At 69.7% G+C, this 19,692-nt stretch carries 10 protein-coding genes and 1 pseudogene; 8 read left to right on the forward strand and 3 right to left on the reverse strand.

From position 1 onward, the window contains the following. Positions 1 to 148: 148 nt before the first annotated feature. Positions 149 to 607 (forward strand): annotated as a pseudogene (locus tag ACWCRB_RS31685) (IS1634 family transposase); the annotation flags it as partial. 447 nt (positions 608 to 1,054) lie between these two features. Here the strand turns inward: ACWCRB_RS31685 and ACWCRB_RS31690 are convergent. The 3 genes from ACWCRB_RS31690 to ACWCRB_RS31700 all read right to left on the reverse strand — a co-directional run bounded on the left by ACWCRB_RS31690 (position 1,055) and on the right by ACWCRB_RS31700 (position 9,679). Next, positions 1,055 to 4,744: a S8 family peptidase gene (locus tag ACWCRB_RS31690; RefSeq protein ID WP_450999324.1), complete on the reverse strand. Its 3,690-nt coding sequence runs from the start codon at positions 4,742 to 4,744 to the stop codon at positions 1,055 to 1,057. A 206-nt stretch (positions 4,745 to 4,950) separates the two neighbouring features. Then, on the reverse strand, positions 4,951 to 5,952 hold the full coding sequence (locus ACWCRB_RS31695) for a response regulator transcription factor (protein WP_450999325.1): 1,002 nt from the start codon (positions 5,950 to 5,952) through the stop codon (positions 4,951 to 4,953). Between the two features lie 58 nt (positions 5,953 to 6,010). Continuing rightward, a complete protein-coding gene (locus tag ACWCRB_RS31700) occupies positions 6,011 to 9,679 on the reverse strand; it encodes a S8 family peptidase (protein ID WP_450999326.1) in 3,669 nt (1,222 codons plus the stop codon). A 234-nt stretch (positions 9,680 to 9,913) separates the two neighbouring features. Between ACWCRB_RS31700 and ACWCRB_RS31705 the strand changes: the two genes are divergently transcribed. From ACWCRB_RS31705 to ACWCRB_RS31735, 7 genes are all read left to right on the forward strand, one after another. Next, the gene (locus ACWCRB_RS31705; protein ID WP_450999327.1) at positions 9,914 to 10,639 is read left to right on the forward strand and encodes a response regulator transcription factor; all 726 of its coding nucleotides are present in this window, start codon (positions 9,914 to 9,916) and stop codon (positions 10,637 to 10,639) included. After that, on the forward strand, positions 10,636 to 12,144 hold the full coding sequence (locus tag ACWCRB_RS31710) for a sensor histidine kinase (RefSeq protein WP_450999328.1): 1,509 nt from the start codon (positions 10,636 to 10,638) through the stop codon (positions 12,142 to 12,144). Before ACWCRB_RS31705 ends, ACWCRB_RS31710 begins: the two co-directional genes overlap by 4 nt. Before the next feature lie 207 nt (positions 12,145 to 12,351). Then, positions 12,352 to 12,966 carry a hyaluronoglucosaminidase gene (locus tag ACWCRB_RS31715; protein WP_450999329.1) on the forward strand — a complete coding sequence of 205 codons (615 nt, stop codon included), beginning with the start codon at positions 12,352 to 12,354 and terminating at the stop codon, positions 12,964 to 12,966. Positions 12,967 to 12,985: 19 nt separating this feature from the next. Beyond that, on the forward strand, positions 12,986 to 13,135 hold the full coding sequence (locus tag ACWCRB_RS31720; RefSeq protein ID WP_450999330.1) for a hypothetical protein: 150 nt from the start codon (positions 12,986 to 12,988) through the stop codon (positions 13,133 to 13,135). 205 nt (positions 13,136 to 13,340) lie between these two features. After that, positions 13,341 to 14,669, forward strand: a complete 1,329-nt coding sequence (locus ACWCRB_RS31725; protein WP_450999331.1) for a DUF3500 domain-containing protein — start codon at positions 13,341 to 13,343, stop codon at positions 14,667 to 14,669. A 272-nt stretch (positions 14,670 to 14,941) separates the two neighbouring features. Beyond that, positions 14,942 to 16,042, forward strand: coding sequence for a lytic polysaccharide monooxygenase auxiliary activity family 9 protein (locus ACWCRB_RS31730; protein WP_450999343.1), 1,101 nt, complete (start codon positions 14,942 to 14,944; stop codon positions 16,040 to 16,042). A gap of 374 nt (positions 16,043 to 16,416) precedes the next feature. After that, positions 16,417 to 19,692, forward strand: a complete 3,276-nt coding sequence (locus tag ACWCRB_RS31735; protein ID WP_450999332.1) for a GH92 family glycosyl hydrolase — start codon at positions 16,417 to 16,419, stop codon at positions 19,690 to 19,692.

The raw sequence follows: 19,692 nt of genomic DNA on the forward strand, positions 1-19,692 counted from the left end.
AGTGGCGGCTCAGCGCATGATCGCCGACCGTCTCCTATCGAAATCGGGCGCATCGGGATAATCAGGCGTTCCGCCTGACCGCTGTGGGATCGACCGTGACCGTTTGATCTTCACGATCGAGGGACCTGCGAAGTCCGGGTCCAGAGCGCTGTACGTGAAGACGACGAGCCGGAAGACCAAGAGCGGCACCGTCCGCGACCTGCACCTGGCCCACAACACCTGGGACGCGGCGGCGGGGCGGTCGGTGCCGAAGCTGCTGTACGGCTTCGGCCGCGAGGACCGGCTGGACACCGACGCGGTGCGCCGCCTGGTGGGCTCGCTGTCCAAGCTGCTCGATCCGGCTGCCGCATTGGCGGCCACCGCCGAGGCGAACACGGAACCGGACTTCATCGAGTCCCGCCCCTCCCGTGGCGCGTATCTCCTGGACCAGCTGTGGCACCGGCTGGAACTCCCGCGCATCGTGGCCGAGCTGGGAACTCGCGGCCGAGGCCGGCCACGGAATGTCGAAGCCACCGAACGTGCCCTGTTCGCCCTGGTCGCCAACCGCGCACTGGCTCCGTCCTCGAAGCTGGCGGCTGCCGAGTGGGTCAACCACGACGTGCACATCGCCGTGTAGGGTTCCAGAAGTGACGTACAGCATCTGACCAGGCATTTTGCGACTCCGAGCGATCACGACAAGCTCGGACCCCATGGCACTGCGCATGCTCTACCTGGTCTTCCTCCGACTCCTCGGACTGCTCCTGCTGGCCGGACGACACGGAACACGGGGCAACCGCCAACGAAGCACGTTGACTTGCCGTGCCGCGCGTGTCGAGGTGCTGCGTTAGCGGTAGGAAAACTCAGTCAGATGCGCTCTCCATGCCCGTAATCCATGGTCATTGCGGCGATCTGATGCGAGGATCACTGCCAAAACGCCATCATCCTCGAAATCCTGCCGAACTACCGGGCAGCGGCAGCATGTCTCAGTACGTGCTGCGCAGCCTGATCACCAAGTAGGCCGAACGGCGAAAGGCCGCGCTCCCGTGGGGAGCGCGGCCCGACCGTCGCAGACGTCTCACTTCAGGCCGAACGCCCGCAGCACTGTCTGGTCGATCTGGTTGCCGTCCTTGTCGGCGGCCCGCACGCGCAGCGACACCGACTCGGCGCCCTTCGCGGCCTTGAACCGCGCCTTGCCGCCGCTGACCTTCACTTCCTTCCAGGAGGTGCCGTCGTCGTAGGAGACCCAGGCCTTGAGGCTGCGTGCCTTCACGCTCCCCAGCTGGTCGGCGACGGGCAGCGCGACCTCCAACTCCCCCTTGCGCTCAGCCCGGTTGAGGAGGTCGAGGCCCTTCGGGGCGATACCGACCGTGAGCAGCGGCAGCGCCGTCGACGTGTCGGTGTGCGCCGAGGCGAAGGTCCACTCCGTGTGCGTGCTCGTGGAGTACTTGGCCCACTCCGCCCGCCGCTGCACATCCAGCTCGAAGCGGTAAGAGGCCTTGTCCGCCGGGACGTTGAAGATCCCGTACCCGCCGAACGTCGAGTCGCCGACCAACTGCCCGTCCGCGTAGAGCTTGCCCTTCGCGGTGCTGTCGGTGCCGTTGATGTACCCGTAGTGGCCCGGCGTGGAGTCGGTCAACTCCGCCACCGACATGGTGAGTTTGTCGCCGGTGCGCTCGGAGAGGCCGTACTCCTCACTGGTCCCGGGGCGGATGACCTGGCGCAGCCAGTTCTCCGTGGTCTTCTCCGTGCCGGCCTCGGTGAAGGTCCGCAGCGGGCTCCACTGGCCCCTGAACGTGTTCCAGTTGGGGTAGACGGTGTGCCAGGTACGGGTGTCGGGGTCGACGTAGTAGTACTCGTCGCGTTCCGTGCCCAGCTGCGTGTAGACGCTGCTCTCGATGCCGAAGAGCTGCCAGGGACGGAAGGTGTACAGGGCGTCCGCGCCGATCTCGCCGGCCGTCGCTCCGTAGTAACGCGCGTGCCGCTTCACCGTGTTGGACTTGTCGAGGCTGTACGTCTGGTCCGCGGAGATGGAACCGCTCTGCGCGACGAGCACGTTGTAGACGTACGGACTGACCGGCGTGCCGCCCAGCTTGAGCGTGACCTTCTTGCCCGTCTTCAGCAGGGAGGTGAGCTTGGTGCCCTCCTCGCCGGTGGCGATCATCAGCGGGACGGTGGTCGCGCGGTCCACGGCCTCGATCCAGAAACCGGGCTTGTCGCGGTACACGATGAGGTAACCGGCGCCCGCCTTGGTCGCGTTGTCCAGAGCGCTCTGTGCCCGGTCCGCGGCGCCGACCTTGACCACCGCCACCTTGCCCTTGACGTCGAGCCCCGCGAAGTCGGCCTCGGTACCGCCGCCCGCGTCCACCGCCCGGACCGTGCGGTCACCGCTGATCTTCAACGGGAAGTCGGTGTACGTCTGGGAGTAGTAGAGCGAGGACAGTTCGGTCTTCTCCGGGCTGGTGACGCTCGCCGTCAACTCCTTCTCGTACAGCCGGAACTTGGCGGAGAACTCCAGGCTTCCGACGGTGACCTTCGGGGTCGGCGCCACATAGACGTGCTTGGTCCAGAAACCCTGACTGTAGGTGAGCCCCCAGGCGCTGCCCGGCCCCTCGCGGTGCACATTGGTGCTGAAGCCCTTGAACTCGGAGTTCTGCTTGGTCGTCGGCTTGATCTCCACCGCCTTGCGGGCGTCGAGCACGACCTTCGTGTCCCCGTCCACCTTGATCTCGGGGCTGGAGACGACCGAGGTCCCGACGGCAGTCCCGCCCGCGTCACGGTCCGGGATCCAGGTCGAGATGGCGTACGTGCCGGCCGGGACCTGCCAGGTCCAGCCGGTGCCGAGGAAACCGTACTCGTCCGGGTAGGCGCCGCTCAGCTCCATGAGCGTGTAGATCGAACCCCCGGTGGGCGCCTTGCCGTCGCGGGCCAGGAGGGAGACGTCGAGGTCGTAGGTCTTCGGCGCCTTCTCGAAGCCGACGGCCGTGGTGACCTTGACGCCGTCGGCGGTCGCCGTGACGTGGCCCGTGTACCGGCCCTGTGCCTGTGCGGCCGGGTCGACCGTGACCGGGACCGTGGCGGTGCCCTTGGCGGGGACGGTGACCGTACCGGCGCCCGGGGCGGCTGCGGCGAGGGTGGACGAGATCGTCAACTCCACCGCCTCGTCAGTGGTGTTGGTGTACGTGATGTCCTTGCCGACGACTCCCGTGTCGCCGTCCTCGAACTTGCCGAAGCTCAGCGCCGAGGTCGCGAACACGCCCTGCCCGACCGCGCGTACGGCGTCGACCCGGCCGTCGCCCTGCTCGAACACGGAGTTGACGTCGTTCGTCTTCGCCGTGCTGGCCAGGGACTGCTTGATCTGCTCGCCCGTCCAGTCCGGATGGGCCTGCGCGACCAGCGCCGCCGCACCCGCGACATGCGGGGTCGCCATCGAAGTGCCGTTCGCCGACGTGTAGTTGGCGTCGACCGGCGTACCCATGGTGGTGCCCGCCGCACGGGCAGCCACGATGCCCACGCCCGGCGCGGTGATCTCCGGCTTGACCGCGGAGTCACCGAGGCGCGGGCCACGGCTGGAGAACGAGGCCAGCTTGTCGGACTTGTCGACCGCGCCCACGGTCAGCGCCGAGTCGGCGATGCCCGGGGTGCCGACCGACTGCTCGTAGGGGCCCGCGTTGCCCGACGCGACCACGAAGAGGGCGCCGGTGGACGCGGACAGCTCGTCGACGGTCTCACTGAGCACGTCGGACGCGCTGGTCGCCGTACCGCCCAGCGACATGGAGACGATCTTCGCCCCGGAGTGGGCCGCCCACTCCATGCCCGCGATGATCCAGGAGGACTGGCCGCGACCGTCGTTGCCGAGCACCTTGCCGACCAGCAGCTCCGCGCCCGGGGCGACGCCCTTGAGCCTGCCGTCCGAGGCCGCGCCCGAACCGACGATCGTGGACGCCACATGGGTGCCGTGACCGTGGCCGTCCTGGACGGCCTGGTCCGGTACGAAGCTCGTCGACTCGGCGATCTTCCCCGCGAGGTCCGGGTGCCCGGTGTCCACGCCCGTGTCCAGGACGGCGACCTTGACGCCCTTCCCGTCGTAGCCCGCCTGCCACACCTCGGGTGCGCCGATCTGCGGCACGCTCACATCGAGGGACGCCTTCACCTGGGCGTCCAGCCAGAGCTTGTCGATGCCCTCGCCGAGCTGTTTCGCCGCCTTCGCGGTGGGCTCGGTGCCGAGGGCCGGGGCGATGTCCGTCCAGAAGGCGCTGGACTTCTTCGCGCTCAGCGCGGCGCCGTCGATCCCGGGCAGCGCGAGCGTCCGGCGCGCGCCCTCGGGGGTCTTACTGCCCTTGCTGTAGGTCGCGATGACAGGGGTGGCGCCGGTCTTCGCGTCCGAATAGCCCTGCTTGACCAGCTGGGTGACGTTGAACAGGGCCGGGTCGAGACGGCCCGCCTGGATCAGCGGGATCGCGTCCGTCGGCAGGACGCTGACCTCGCCGTTCTTCTCGCTGGACAGGAAGGTGGCGGCCTCGCGGCCGGTGCCGCGCCGGACGTCGACGGCGTTCTTGCCGTCCGCTCCCGTGGTGACGGAAACCGTGTCGCCGGTGATGAGGGTGACGGTCTGCGTGCTCGTGGCGCCCGATCGGGTGAGGTCCGGCGTGCTTGTGGCGCGGGACGTGGGGACCGGGGACCAGGGGCCGGCCGTCGCGGGGGCGATGGCCCCCGCGAGCAGTCCGGCCGCTCCTGCCACGGCCCAGAGGGCGTGGAGTCTTCGCATGTGTGGACTTCCTCCCCTGAACTCTGGAAAGACTTCCGGCCTTGTAGGCGGAAGCCATGGATCAGAGTGGGCGTTGTGCGGAACGCGACTCAAGGGATTCCTGTGGCCGGGGAGTGCCAATGCACCCTTCGGCCACGCCGGCCGACGGAGCGAGGGCCGCGCTCCCGGCCGGAGCGCGGCCCTCCGCCTCATAGGAGCCGCAGCGGCTACACCCAGCCGCGTTGAGAAGCCCGCATCCCCAGCTGGAACCTGCTCGCCGCCCCCAGCCGCTCCTGCAGCTCGCTCACCCGCCGCCGCAGGGTCCGCAGACTCACCCCCAGATGGCGAGCCACCGCCTCGTCCTTCATTCCGGCCGCCAGCAGCCGGGTCAACGTCCTCTCGCTCTCGGAGAGTTCACTGTCGTCCGTCGCCTGGCCCAGCGGAGTCGCCTGCTGCCAGGCCATCTCGAAGAGCTTCTGCAGGGCCTCGGTCACCGCCGAGTGCCAGACCACGACGGCGCAGTAGCCGCCGGCCACGGAGGCGGTCAGCGGCAGCAGCGCCCGGCATCCGTCGACCACCAGCAGCTTGAGCGGCACGGACGGCAGTACCCGGGCCTGCTCGCCGAGTTCGACCATCCTCAAGGCGCGGGACAGGACCTTCGGATCCTCCAGGCCGGTCGCCGCGTAGATCCCACGAGAGACGATCCCGCGGTTGAGCAGATCGGCCTGGAGATCCACCTGCGGACCGGCCGGAGCGAGATACGGCGGTGTGTCGAAAAGGCACACCTCGTGCTCTGCGCGCGCGTACATCTCCTCCAGGCGTGCCGCGATGGCGCCCTCGCCGGACGCCACCTCGATCAGCCGGGTCGGCTCCTCGCGCAGCAGCCCCGCCTCGTACGCGGTCGCCATCTCCTCGGCGGTGGAGGCCAGCAGTTCGGACTCCGTCTCGCGCCGCCGGATCAGCGCGCGGATCGCCACCCGGGGGTCGACCGCCCGTAATCCGCCCATGGAGTCCGGTGGTTGCAGCAGACCGAGCGTGAGAAGCCGGTTGCAGGCCTCGCGGACCCGGGCCGGGGAGGCACCGGTCAGCAGCGCCCAGCCGGCCGCGCCGGCGTCGGGCTGGTTGAGGATGGCCTGATACAACAGCTCGTCGAACGCGGAGACCCCCACCGCGGCCCAGGGGCTCGCGGCAGGGGTCTCCCTTGCCGTGTCGTATGCCGTGTTCACCATGGCCCGGCACGTTAGACGATCTTTGTTAAGGATTTTCGCAATGTTTGACGGAGGTCGCCTACTTCAGGCCGAACGCCCGTGCGACCGTCTGGTCGACCGTGTTGCCGTCCCGGTCGGCGGCCCGTACGCGCAGCGACACGAACCCGGCGCTCTTCTTCGGGTGCTTGAGCTCCGCCTTGCCGTTCTTGACCTTCACTTCCTTCCAGGAGGTGCCGTCGTCGTACGAGACCCAGGCCTTCAGGGAACTGGCGGTGACGCCGCCCGACTGGTTCCGGACGGAGAGGCCGAGCTTCGACTTGTGCCCGGCCTCAGCGCTGTTGAGGAGGTTGAGCCCTGCCACGTCGTAGTCGACCGAGAGCAGCCCGAGTGCCGTCTGCTGGTCCGTGTGCGCCGAGGCGAAGGACCATTCGGTGTGGGTGCCGGTGGAGTACGCCGCCCAGTCGGCCGTGCGCTGTGTGTCGACCACGAGGCGGTACGAGGACTTCGCCGCCGGGACGGTGAAGGTGCCGTAGCCGCCGAGTGCGGTGTCGCCGACCAACTGCCCGTCCGCGTACAGCTTGCCCTTCGCGGTGTCCAGGACGTTGTCCACGGATCCGTAGTGGCCCGGTGTCGCATCGCTCAACTCCGGGATGCGGAAGGAGAGTTTGTCACCGGTGCGCTGGGAGAGGCCGTACCGCTGGGCGGTCGCCGGGCGGACGACCTGGCCCAGCCAGTCCTCGGCGGGCTGCTTGCCCGCCTTGTCGAAGGTCCGCAAGTCCCCCCACTGAGGCTGGGTCGCCTTCCAGTTGGGATAGACGGCGTGCCAGATCCGGGTGTCGGAGACGTTGTAGTACTCGGTGCGCTCCGTGCCGAGCTGTACGTTGGTGCTGGTCGCGATGTCGGCCCCCTGCCAGGGGCGGTACCGGTACACGGCGTCCTTGCCGACATCACCGGCCCGGGCCCCGTTGTAGCGAACCGTCTGCTTCACCGTGGTGGAGCTGTTCAGGTTGTACGTCTGGTTGGCCGAGACGGCCCCCACCTGCGGGAACATCACGTTGTACACGTACGGACTGACCGGAGTGCCGGTCAGCTTCAGCTTGACCTTCTTCCCGCTCTTCAGTAGGGCGCCGAGCTTCGCGCCGTCCTCGCCGGTGGCGAGCATCAGCGGGATGGTCATGCTCTGCACGGAGCCGAGCCAGTACCCGGGCGTCTCCTGGTAGGCGAGGACGTAACCGGCCCCGGCCGCGGTCGCGTTGGCCAGTGCCTCGTCCGCCCTCTTGCCGGCGCCCACGCGGACGACCGCCACCTTGCCCTTGACGTCGAGGCCCGCGAAGTCGGCCGCGGTTCCGGCGCCCGCGTCCACCGCCCGCACCGTGTGATCACCGCTGATCTTCACGGGGAGGCCGCTGTACGTCTGCGCGTAGTCGAGAGGCAGCGCGTACTTCTCCGGGCCGGTGACGCTCGCCGTCAGCTCCTTGGCGTACAGACGGAACTTCGAGGAGAACTCGAACACGCCCTGGGTGACCTTCTCGGTGGGCGCCACATAGACGTGGTCGGTCCACCAGCCCTGGCTGTAGGTCACCCCCAGGCCAGTGCCCGGGCCTTCCCGGTGCCAGGTGGTGGTGAAGCCCCGGAACTCGGAGTCCTCCTTGGTCTTCGGCTTGATCTCGACCGCCTTGCGGGCGTCGAGGACGACCTCGGTGTCCTTGTCGACCTCGATCTCCGGATCACCGACGATCGAGGTGTCGACCTCCAGTCCGGCCGCGTCCCGCGTGGAGATCCAGGACGCCATGGAATACGTACCGGCCGGCACCTTGAAGGTGTAGCCCTTGCCGATGAACCCGTAGGTGTCCGCGTACGCGCCGTTCAGCTCCTGCAGCATGAAGAGCGACGCGGACGTGGACGGCTCGCCGTCGCGGCCCAGCAGCGACACCTTCAGGTCGTAGGTCTTCGGCAGCTTCTCGAAGCCGACGGCGGTGGTGACGAGGACACCGTCGGCGCTCGCGGTGATGTGGCCCGTGTACCGGCCCGTCGCCTCCTTGGCCGGGTCGACCGTGACCGCGACGGCGGCGGTGCCCTTCGCCGGGACGGTGACCGCGTCCGCGTTCAGTGCGGCGTCGCGAAGTGACGAGGACACCTTCAACTCCACCGCTTTGTCCGTGGTGTTGGTGTACGTGATGTCCTTGGTGGCGACCTCGGTGTCGGCGTCCTCGTACTTGCCGAAGCTCAGCGCGGGGGTCGCGAAGACGCCCTGATTCACCGCCCGTACGGCGTCGACCCGGCCGTCGCCCTGCTGGAAGACGTCGGCGTCCGGCATGGTCTTCGCCGTGGTCGCCAGCGCCTGCTTGATCTGCTGGCCCGTCCAGTCGGGGTGGGCCTGGGCGACCAGCGCCGCGGCGCCCGCGACATGCGGGGTCGCCATCGACGTACCGCTCGCCGTCGAGTAGTAGTCGTCGACCGGAGTACTGCCGGCCATGGTGGTGCCGGCGGCGCGGGCCGCCGTGATGGCCACGCCCGGCGCGGTGATCTCCGGCTTGACCGCCGAGTCGCCGAGGCGCGGGCCACGGCTGGAGAACGACGCGAGCTTGTCGGACTTGTCGACGGCGCCGACCGTCAGCGCCGAGTCGGCGATGCCCGGGGTGCCGACCGTCTGCTCGGCCGGACCGGAGTTGCCCGACGCGATCACGAAGAGGGCGCCGGTGGACGCGGACAGCTCGTCGACGGTCTCGCTCAGGATGTCGGAGGGGCCGGTGGCGTCACCGCCCAGCGACATCGACACGATCTTCGCCCCGGAGTGGGCCGCCCACTCCATGCCCGCGATGATCCAGGAGGACTGGCCGCGACCGTCGTTGGCCAGCACCTTGCCGACCAGCAGTTCCGCGCCCGGGGCGACGCCCTTGCGCTTGCCGTCCGAGGCCGCGCCCGAACCGACGATCGTGGACGCCACATGGGTGCCGTGGCCGTGGCCGTCCTGCACCGCCTGGTCCGGTACGAAGCTCTGCGTCTCGGCGATCTTCCCCGCGAGGTCCGGGTGCCCGGTGTCCACGCCGGTGTCCAGGACGGCGACCTTGACGCCCTGCCCGTCGTAGCCTGCCTGCCACACCTCGGGCGCGCCGATCTGCGGCACGCTCACGTCGAGGGACGCCTGCACCTTGCCGTCGAGCCAGATCTTGTCGATGCCCTCGCCGAGCTGCTTCGCCGCCTTCGCTGTGGGCTCGGTGCCGAGTGCGGGAGCGATGTCGGCCCAGAACGAGGTCGACTTCTTCGCGCTCAGCGCGGCCCCGTCGATCCCGGGCAGCGCGAGCGTCCGGCGCGCGCCCTCGGGGGTCGCGCTGCCGCTCTGGTACGTCGCGATCACCGGCGTGGTGCCGGTCTTAGAGTCCGCGTACCCCTGCTTCACCAGCTGGGTGACGTTGAACAGGGCCGGGTCGAGACGGCCCGCCTGGATCAGCGGGATCGCGTCCGTCGGCAGGACGCTGACCTCGCCGTCGCGCTCGCTGGACAGGAAGGTGGCCGCCTCACGGCCCTTGCCGCGCTCGACCTCGACGGCGGATTTGCCGTCGGGCCCGGTGGTGACGGAAACCGTGTCGCCTGTGATGAGGGTGACGGTCTGGGTGTCGGTGCGTGGTGTCTGCGTGCTGCCCGGTTGGAAGGTCGGGGACACGGGCCCTGCCGCCGCGGGCGTGACCGCCCCGGCGAGCAGCCCGGCCGCTCCTGCCACGGCCCAAAGGGCGTGGAGTCTTCGCATGTGTGGACGTCCTCCCCTGAACGCTGAAACGCCTCCGCCCTCGTGGAGCGGAAGCCAGTGCTCAGAGTGCGTGCAGCGCGCAAAGTGACTCAAGGGATTCCTGTGGCCGGGGAGTGCCAATGCCGCCTTCGGTCAAGGCAGTTGACCGCATCCGTTACCTCCGGGAGGGCGTCCCACGGCCGTCGCCCAGGTTGAACACAGGATTCCCCCAGGAAACCGGGACACGATCAGGACATGTCTGGCACTTCTGGGGTTCGCGGCGGTCATGTCCGTGTGCTGATCGTCGACGACGAACCGGCGCTCACGGAACTGCTGTGCGTTGCCGTCACCGAGGCGGGCTGGCGGCCCTACCCGGCCCTCGACGGCGAGAGCGCGCTGCGCATCGCCCGCTCCTCGGCCCCGCATGCCGTCGTCCTCGACGGCATGCTGCCCGACCTCGACGGCCTCCAGGTGCTGCGCAGGCTCCGCTACGAGAGCCCACGGCTGCCCGTCCTCATGCTCACCGCCCGCGACGCCCTCGAACACCGGCTCGACGGCCTGGAGGCGGGCGCCGACGACTACGTCACCAAGCCGTTCTCCCTGGAGGAGGTCGTCCTGCGGCTGCGCGGACTGCTCCGCCGCTGCGGCGCCGAACAGACCCGCACCGACGACTCCGTACGCGTCCTCGGCGACCTCGTGATCACCGAGGAGACCCGCGAGGTGCACCGCGATGGCACGCCCGTCCAGCTCACCGCCAAGGAGTTCGACCTGCTCAGCCTGCTGATGGGCCACCCGCGCCAGGTGCTCAGCAAGGGACAGATCCTCGACCACGTCTGGACCAGCTGTTTCGACAGCGGCGACAACCTCGTCGAGGTCTACATCTCCAGCCTGCGCCGCAAGATCGACAAGGGGCGGGCCCCGATGATCCACACCGTGCGCGGACTCGGGTACGCGATCCGGGCGGGGGAGGACGGGAGATGACCGTACGACTGCGCGGGCGCTCACTGCGGACCCGCCTGCTGTTCTTCATCGGCGTCACCCTGGCCGTCGTGTGCGGCGCCATGGCGGTCACGACCATCTTCGCCCAGCAGAGGTACCTGCTGGGCAGCCTCGACGACCGCGTCGCCAACGCCGTCGCCCGCAGCCAGGGCGGCGCCGCGCTCCACCCCGACCTGGAATCCAACCTCGGCTTCCTCAACGAGAGCGGCCAGCCCGCCGGAACCCTGGCCGCCCGGCTCGACGCGGACGGCACCCTGCTCACCGCCCAGGTCGTCGCCCAGGACGCGGCGCCGCAGAACCTGACCCACGCCCAGCGGTCGGCACTCGCCGGCATCAGGGCCGACGGCAGGATGCACACCCGTACCGTGCCGGGCCTCGGCACCTACCGGATCACGGCGATCGGCGGCACCTCGGACAACGGCGTCCGGGTGCTGACCGGGCTGCCCATGGACGACGTCCAGAACATGATCCGGGGCCTGGTCGTCGTCGAGGCCGTGGTGGCGGCGGTCGGACTGACGATCGCGGGCTGCCTCTGCGCGGTCGTCATACGGCGTCAACTGCGGCCCCTGGGCCGGGTCGCGGCCACCGCGGTCGAGGTCTCGCGGGCGCCGCTGGGCCGGGGCGCGGTCGTCGGCCTCACCCGCGTCCCGGAACGCGACACCGACCCGGGCAGCGAGGCCGGCCAGGTCGGCGCCGCCCTCAACCGGATGATCGACCACGTCGAATCGTCCCTCGCCGAACGCCAGGCCGGCGAGGAACGCATGCGGCGCTTCCTGGCCGACGCCAGCCATGAACTCCGTACCCCGCTCGCCTCGATCGCCGGATACGCCGAACTCATGAACCGGGGCACCCAGCGCATCGAGCCCGCGATGGCCTGGCGACGCGTGTCCGCGGAGTCGGCGCGGATGACCGGGCTGGTGGAGGACCTGCTGCTGCTCGCCCGGCTCGACGAGGGGCGGCCGTTGCAGTCGGCCGAGGTGGACCTCGCGGCGGTGGTCGCCGAGTCGGTGTGGGACGCGCGGGCCGCCGGCGAGCACCACAACTGGCAGCTGGCGCTGCTCCTCGACTCCCCGGCACTGGTCTCCGGCGACGAGGCCCGGCTGCACCAGGTGGTCGCCAACCTGCTGGCCAACGCCCGGGTGCACACACCCGCCGGTACGACGGTGGTGGCCTCCGTCGAGGTCGTGGACGAGCGCTGCGTCATCCGCGTACGCGACGACGGCCCCGGAATCCCGCCGCACCTGCTCCCGTCGGTCTTCGAACGCTTCACCCGCGCCGACACCTCCCGCGCCCGTACGAGCCCCCAGGACGGCGGTTCGGGCCTCGGCCTCGCCATCGTGACGGCGATCGTGACCGCGCACGGCGGCAGCATCGACGTCCAAAGCGCCCCAGGGCACACCGAGTTCACGATCGAACTCCCCACCGCGACACCGGCACCGCAGCCGACACCGACCCGCCCTGATCTCCGTACAACCATTCGGAGTTGATCGTTGTCGTGTCTCGGGGGGACTCACCTGTCCCTCCGGTAACAGCAGACACGACAGACGACAGATGGGGGGAAGTCGCATGCCGGTGGCACGCAGACTGTTTCTGGGGAGCTTCACCGCGGGCGCGGTGACCGTCGCGACGGCCGCCGCGACGGGTACGGCCTCGGCGGCGAGGGAGAACGGCGCGACGAGGCGTTCGACGGCCCGGTGGCCGCCGAGAGATTCAGTGCCGACACGACACTGGAGGCCGCGTTCCTCAAGACGACCTCGGAGACGAACCACGCGGCGACGATCTACCAGGCCGGTACGGCGGGCGACGGCGCGGCGCTGAACGTGGTCTCCGACAACCCGGGCACCTCGGCCATGTACCTCTCCGGCACCGAGACGGCCCGCGGCACCCTGAAGATCACCCACCGGGGCTACGCCGACGGCTCCGACGCCAACGCGGCAGCCCTGTCGATCGACCTCCGCACGTCCGGCACCGCCGCCCAGGGCATCTACGTCACGGCGACGAACGGCGCGACCAAGGGCAACCTGATCGCCCTGCGCAACAACACGGGCCTGGACGACTTCGTCGTCAAGGGCACCGGCCGCATCGGCGTCGGCATCGACCGCGCGGCCACACCCCGCGCCCAGGTCCACATCGTCCAGCGCACCGACGCACCCGCCGCTCTCCTCGTCGAGGGCTCGGTACGCCTCGCGAATGCCGGAACGGTCCCGACATCGGTGGACACCACAGGTGGCGGCGCCCTGTACGCATCGGGCGGCGCCCTCCTCTGGCGAGGCTCCAACGGCACGGTCACGACAATCGCCCCGGCCTGACGAACAGAAGGATCCAGCGGTGCAACTGACCCCCGAAGAACTGGTCTCGGAGTTCCACGACGCGGTGATGGAGCTGTATTTCGCCCGGAAACGGATCGTGTCTCTGGAGACGGAAAATGCCGACCTGAGGGCCCGGCTCGCAGTCTCCGCAGAGGCCGCAGAGGGCTAGGAGGGGCTGGGAGGGGCTGGGAGGGCCGGCGAAGCCGCCCTCCCAGGGGCGCGGGGAACTGCGCGACCAGCCACAACGGCGCCGCACCCAACAGACAAGCCCCGCCCACCACTTCCTCTTCAGCTTTCGCTCAGGTACCGCCCCCAGAGTCGTCTCGCAAGGCCACCCACCACGGGCGGCCCCAAGACGAAGGGGAGCGGCGAAGATGACGGAGATCGACACCACTGAAGGGGCGGGGAGGCGGCCCGCCAAGGCCCGCCACGCCGACCGTCGAACCTTCATGCGCAAGGTGTTCTTCGCCAGCGGCGCCACCGCCGTAGCCACCATGGGCGGCGCCACCGCCTGGACCGCCCTCGCGGACGAGACGACCGACACGGCGACGGCCGAGGCCTCCGCCTCCCCGACCCCCAGCGGAGCGCCCAGCGGCGGCCCGGGCGGCGGAGCCGGAGGCGGCCTCAACGAGTCGCTCACCGAGGACTTCTTCGGCCTCACCACCGACGGCACCCGCATCGACGACCTCTACTCCGTCCACTCCCAGGGCGTGGACACCACCCCCGTCACCGCCGCGGCCACCGCCTTCCTCGCCGCGCTCAGCGACTCCCAGAAGTCGGAGACGCAGTACACCGTCCACTCCACCGAGTGGCGGCTGTGGAGCAACACCGACGCCTACTCCCGTCAGGGCGTCTCCATCGCCGACCTGTCCGACGAGCAGAACGCGCTCGGCGAGGCCCTCCTGAAGGCCGCCCTCAGCGCCCAGGGCCTGGAGACGACCCAGCTCACCCGGAAGATCAACAAGGCGGCCTGCGAGGCAATCAACCAGACCACCTACGCCGAGGCGTACTTCTGGACCCTGATGGGCACCCCGTCCGAGACCGAGCCGTGGGGCTTCCAGTTCGACGGCCACCACTTGGTCGTCAACTACTTCGTGCTCGGCGACCAGGTCGTCATGAGCCCCTGCTTCTGGGGCTGTGAGCCGACCTCCATGGAGATCGAGGGCGCGACGGTCTCCGTCATGCAGGAGGAGATCAAGGCGGCCCTGGCCGTCGTCAACACCTTCGACGCCACCCAGCGGTCCGCCGCGATCCTCAAGGCGACCAAGGACAACGACGAGATCACCGCGGGCGCGTTCAGCGACAACGCGGTCCAGGAGTACAAGGGCATCGCGGCCACCGAGCTGAACCCGGCCCAGCGCACCAAGCTCCTCGCTCTCGTCCAGCGCTTCGTCGGCAAGGCGAAGGACGATGCCGCCAAGGTGAAGATGTCCGAGATCAGGAAGCACCTCTCGGAGACGTACTTCGCCTGGATGGGCGGCACCGGCGACGACTCGGCGTTCTACTGCCGGATCCAGAGCCCCGTCATCTGGATCGAGCTGGACTGCCAGTCGCCGTTCGCCTTCGGCTCCCTGTACGGCGAGACGAACGGCGGCGACCCCACACAGCAGCATCTGCACTGCGTGGTGCGCACGCCGAACGGCAACGACTACGGAAAGGAGCTTCTTCGACAGCATCTCCTGACGTCACCGCACCACAGGTGACACACCCCCCCGAATGGTTTTCTGTCATCGCGCGAGCCGCATCCACCAGGGTGCGGCTCGCGTGCGTCAGGCACCTTGTGCGTCAGCCGTTTACAACCACACCGCTCGGCGCTAGCTTCGAAGAAGAGTGGGGTGGGAGCGCTCCCACATCGAGCGGACCGGAACCCGCACAACCGGGAACGGCTCCCACCCCACCACCCCGCACCCTCCACCCCCCACGTATCGCACACCTCGCACATCCCGCACGCCCTCCAGGAGATCATGACATGGCCATGACATCCACCTCGCTACCCCCACCCTCCCCCCGCACCCCACCCCGCTTACCCCTTCCCACCCGATGCAGAGCCCTCCTCCTCGTCCTCCTGGCCCTGCTCACCGCGATCCCGGCCCTCGGCCTGGTCGTCACGGCGGGCGGTGACGCGGAGGCCCACGGCACCCCGATGAAACCCGGCAGCCGTACCTTCCTGTGCTGGCAGGACGCCCTCACCGACACCGGCGAGATCAAGGCGGTCAACCCGGCCTGCAAGACGGCCCAGCAGGTCAGCGGCACCACGCCGTTCTACAACTGGTTCTCGGTGCTCCGCTCGGACGGCGCCGGCCGCACCCGGGGCTTCGTCCCGGACGGTGAGCTGTGCAGCGGCGGCAACACCAACTTCACCGGGTTCAACACCCCCAGCGCCGACTGGCCGTTGACCCATCTCACCTCGGGCGCCACCGTCGACTTCTCGTACAACGCGTGGGCGGCGCACCCGGGTTGGTTCTACGTCTACATCACCAAGGACGGCTTCGACCCGACCCGGACGCTCACCTGGGACGCGATCGAGTCCCAGCCGTTCCTGAGCGTCGACCACCCGCCGCTCAACGGCACCCCGGGCAACGTCGAGGCCAACTACTCCTGGACCGGCCAGCTTCCGGCGAACAAGTCGGGCCGCCACCTCATCTACATGGTGTGGCAGCGCTCCGACAGCGCGGAGACCTTCTACTCCTGCTCCGACGTCGTCTTCGACGGCGGCAACGGCGAGGTGACCGGCATCAAGGACCCGGGCAACCCGCCCACCGAGCCCCCGCCCGGCGCGTGCACCGCCTCCCGCCGTACGACGGGCAGTTGGAGCGGCGGCTACCAGTCCGAGGTGACCGTCACGAACTCCGGCACCGTCCCGATGCTCGGCTGGATGGTCGACTGGACCCTCCCGGCGGGCCAGAAGGTCGACAGCCTCTGGAACGGCACCCCGACCTACAACGGCCAGGCGGTGATGGTCCACAACGCCAACTGGAACGGCTCACTCGATCCGGGCAGGACCGCCACCTTCGGATACGTCGTCCAGGGCTCCGGCGGTGATACGTCAACCACCCTGCCCTGTCGGGTCGGTTAGACCTGCCGGGCTTCGGCCTGCTCAGGGCGGACCCGGTGGTCGATACCCACCGGGTCCGCGAGCCGGGCCGGCACGGGGGATGAGGCCCGGGTGGAGCGGTTCTCGGGACGGGACCAAGTGCTGGAGACGACGCTGGAGACAACGTTGTCCAGTGGCCCAAAGATCACTCTATCGCCCCAATGGACAACAGCGTCAACCCGGTTGCCTCCCTCGCGGTTCCTGCAGGAGCGCACGCAATCGCCCGTACGCATGACCCGCCCCCGCGCCTTCGCGGCGGCGCCCGCCCTCCCGTGGTACCGCTGGCGGACGTCACTGTCCCCGCGGCTTGTGCGACCTGTGGTGCGCGACCCGTCCGAAGAAGGAGGGTCCGCGTCATGCGTGTCCGCCCCACGTCCCTGCTGCTCGCCGCCGCGTTGGCGCTGGGCGCCCCCACTCCGGCGGACGCGTCCGCAAGCCCTCTGGTCGAGGACCCCACCCCGTACGTCGATCCGTTCATCGGCACCAGGAACGGCGGCGATGTCTTCCCGGGCGCGGTCGTCCCGTTCGGCATGCTCTCCTGGAGCCCCGAGAACACCCGCGGCGACGCCACCCGCACAGCGGCCCCCGGCGGCTACCACTACGACGCCACCCGCATCCGGGGCTTCAGCCTCACCCACATGTCCGGCACGGGCTGCGCGGGCGGCAGCGGCGACATCCCGTTCTTCCCGTACGCCGGACAGGTCACCTCCTCCCCGGCGAGCGACACCCAGGACGCGGTGTACGCGGCCGACTTCAGCCACGCCGACGAGACGGCGGAGCCGGGCCACTACAAGGTGGGCATGGCATCCGGGGTCACCGCCGACCTCACGGCGACCACCCGCACCGGCTCGGCCCGCTTCACCTACCCACCCGACAGAGCGGCCTCGTTGCTGATCCGGACCGCCAACTCCGAGGTGGGCTCGACGGATTCGACGGTCACGATCGACCCCGCCGCCCGCACGGTCTCCGGCTCGGTCACCTCCGGCAACTTCTGCGGCCACCTCGACCCGGAGGGCCGCCGCCCGTACTACACCCTCCACTTCACGGCCCGCTTCGACCGCGCCTTCAGGTCGACGGGCACCTGGCAGGACGACCGCCTTAGCCCGGGGTCGACATCCACGTCCGGCGGCACAGGCGGCTTCACCGCCGACAACGGCCGCCCGGTGACGGGCAAAGGGGCGGGCGGCTATGTGGAGTTCGAGCCCGGCACGGGCCCGGTGGGCGTCAAGGTCGGTATCTCGTACGTCAGCAGGGCAGGCGCCGAGGCGAACCTGGCTGCCGAGAACCCACCGACCCGCACCTTCACCTCGGTCCAGTCGACAGCCCAACTGGCCTGGCGGGAAAGGCTGGCCGCGATCAGGATCGGCGGCGGCACGGAAGCCGAACGCACCACCTTCTACACCGCCCTCTACCACTCCCTCCTCCACCCGAACGTCATCAGCGACACCGATCGCCGATACCGGGGCGCCGACGGCAAGGTCCACCGGGTCAGGGCGAGCCACGACCACCAGTACGGCACCTTCTCCGGCTGGGACGTCTACCGCTCCCAGGTCCAGCTGCTGACTCTCCTCGACCCCGACACAGGCTCGGACATCGCCCAGTCCCTGTACGAACTCGCCCGCCAGAACGGCGGGTTGTGGGACCGCTGGCTGCACGGCGCGAGCGGCACCCACGTCATGAACGGCGACCCGTCGCCCGCCGCCCTCGCCGGCATCCACGCCTTCGGCGGCAGGCACTTCGACCTCCGAGGCGCGCTGGACTCCCTGGTCCGGGCGGCGACGACACCGACACGGCAGGACCTGTCCCCAGCGGGCAGACCGGTCCTGTCGGTCGGCCAACGCCCGTCCCTGGACAAGTACTTGGCCCACCACTACATGCCGTCGGTGTCCAACGCCTGGGCCGGCGCGGCGGAGACGCTGGAGATGTCGGGAGCGGACTTCGCACTGTCCCAACTGGCGGACGCGGCAGGGCAGAAGGAGACGGCGGCCGAGTTCACGAAACGCGCCCAGTGGTGGCAGAACAACTTCAACATCGCGGCCCATGGCAGCGGCGGCTACATCACCGACCGCAGGGCGGACGGCAGTTGGGCCCCCGGCTTCACCCCGGCCACCGGCAGGGGCTTCGTCGAGGGTACGGCGGCCCAGTACACCTGGATGGTCCCGCACAACCTGGCAGGCCTGTTCGCAGCAATGGGAGGCAAGGCCAAGGCGATCGACCGCCTGGACGCCTTCTTCCACCACGCCGACGGCAGCTGGGCGCTCACCGGCAGCGGCGGCGAGAAGTCCGAGCTGGACAACGAACCCTCGGTCAACGTCCCCTACCTGTACGCCTACGCGGGTGCCCCGCACAAAACGCAGGAGACGGTCCGCACGGCGATGACGAGCCTCTGGTCCACCCGCCCCGGCGGCATCCCCGGCAACGACGACCTGGGCGCGATGTCCTCCTGGTACGTCTTCGCCGCGCTCGGCATGTACCCCCAGGTCCCGTCCCGAGCCGAACTGGTCCTGGCCTCACCCCTGTTCCCGAGGATCGAGATCACCCGCCCGTACGGCAACGACATCTCGATCCACGCACCGGAAGCAGCGGCGAACACGCCGTACGTCCACTCCCTCACGGTCAACGGCCGCACGAGCACCCGCCCTTGGCTCCCGGCGACCTTCGTCCGACACGGCGGCACCCTGAACTACACCCTCGCCACCACTCCACACCCCACCTGGGGCACAGCTCCGTCGGACACCCCACCGTCCTTCCGCGCGGGCGAGCAGCCCTACCAGATCGGCGTAGGCCCGACCACGGCGACGATCGCACCGGGCGGCAGCGCGGGGGTGGACATCCGAGCACTGTCCCTGACGGGAGCCGACGGCAATGCCCCGGAGGTGCGCTTCGAGGTGGAGACCCCGCCGGGAGTAACCGCAACCCCCGCCTCCGGCAGGGTGGTCAACGGCACCCAGCGGATCACGCTCGCCGCACCGGCCACGACCGACCAGGGCTTCTACGAGGCGAGGATCAAGGTCACGTCGACGAACACGGCGTACGAGCAGCCGATCGCCCTCACGGTGGCGGCCCCCGGCTCCCTCCTCGCCGCCTACAACAACACGGGCACCTCCGACGACACCGGCGACCACACCGAGGCCGACTACGACGGCGCCGGCTGGAGCTACTCCCGCCAGGCCCTGGCAGCGGCGGGCCTGTCCCCGGGAACACGGGGGAGCCTCCCGACAGGCCTGGCCTTCACCTGGCCGGCCTCACCGCCGGGCCGCCCGGACAACGCGTCGGCGACGGCCCAGACACTCCAACTCACCACCCCGGCAACCCGGTTGTCGTTCCTCGGCAGCGCGGTCTTCGGCAACCAGCAGGCGAAGACAACCATCACCTACACCGACGGCACCACCGACACGACCGCCCTGGCCCTCACCGACTGGACCCTCGGCGGCGGCACGGGAACCGTCCAGTACGGCAACGAGATCGTCGCGCGGACCCCGTACCGGAACGTCTCGGGAGCGGGCCGGGACCCGGTCCCGACGTACGTCTTCGCGACGAGGCCGTTCCAGGCACCGGCCGGCCGGAGCATCGCGAGCGTACGTCTCCCGGCCAATGCGAACGTGCACGTTTTCACCCTCGCTGTTGGCTGA

The sequence above is a fragment of the Streptomyces sp. NPDC002156 genome, assembly GCF_053593675.1.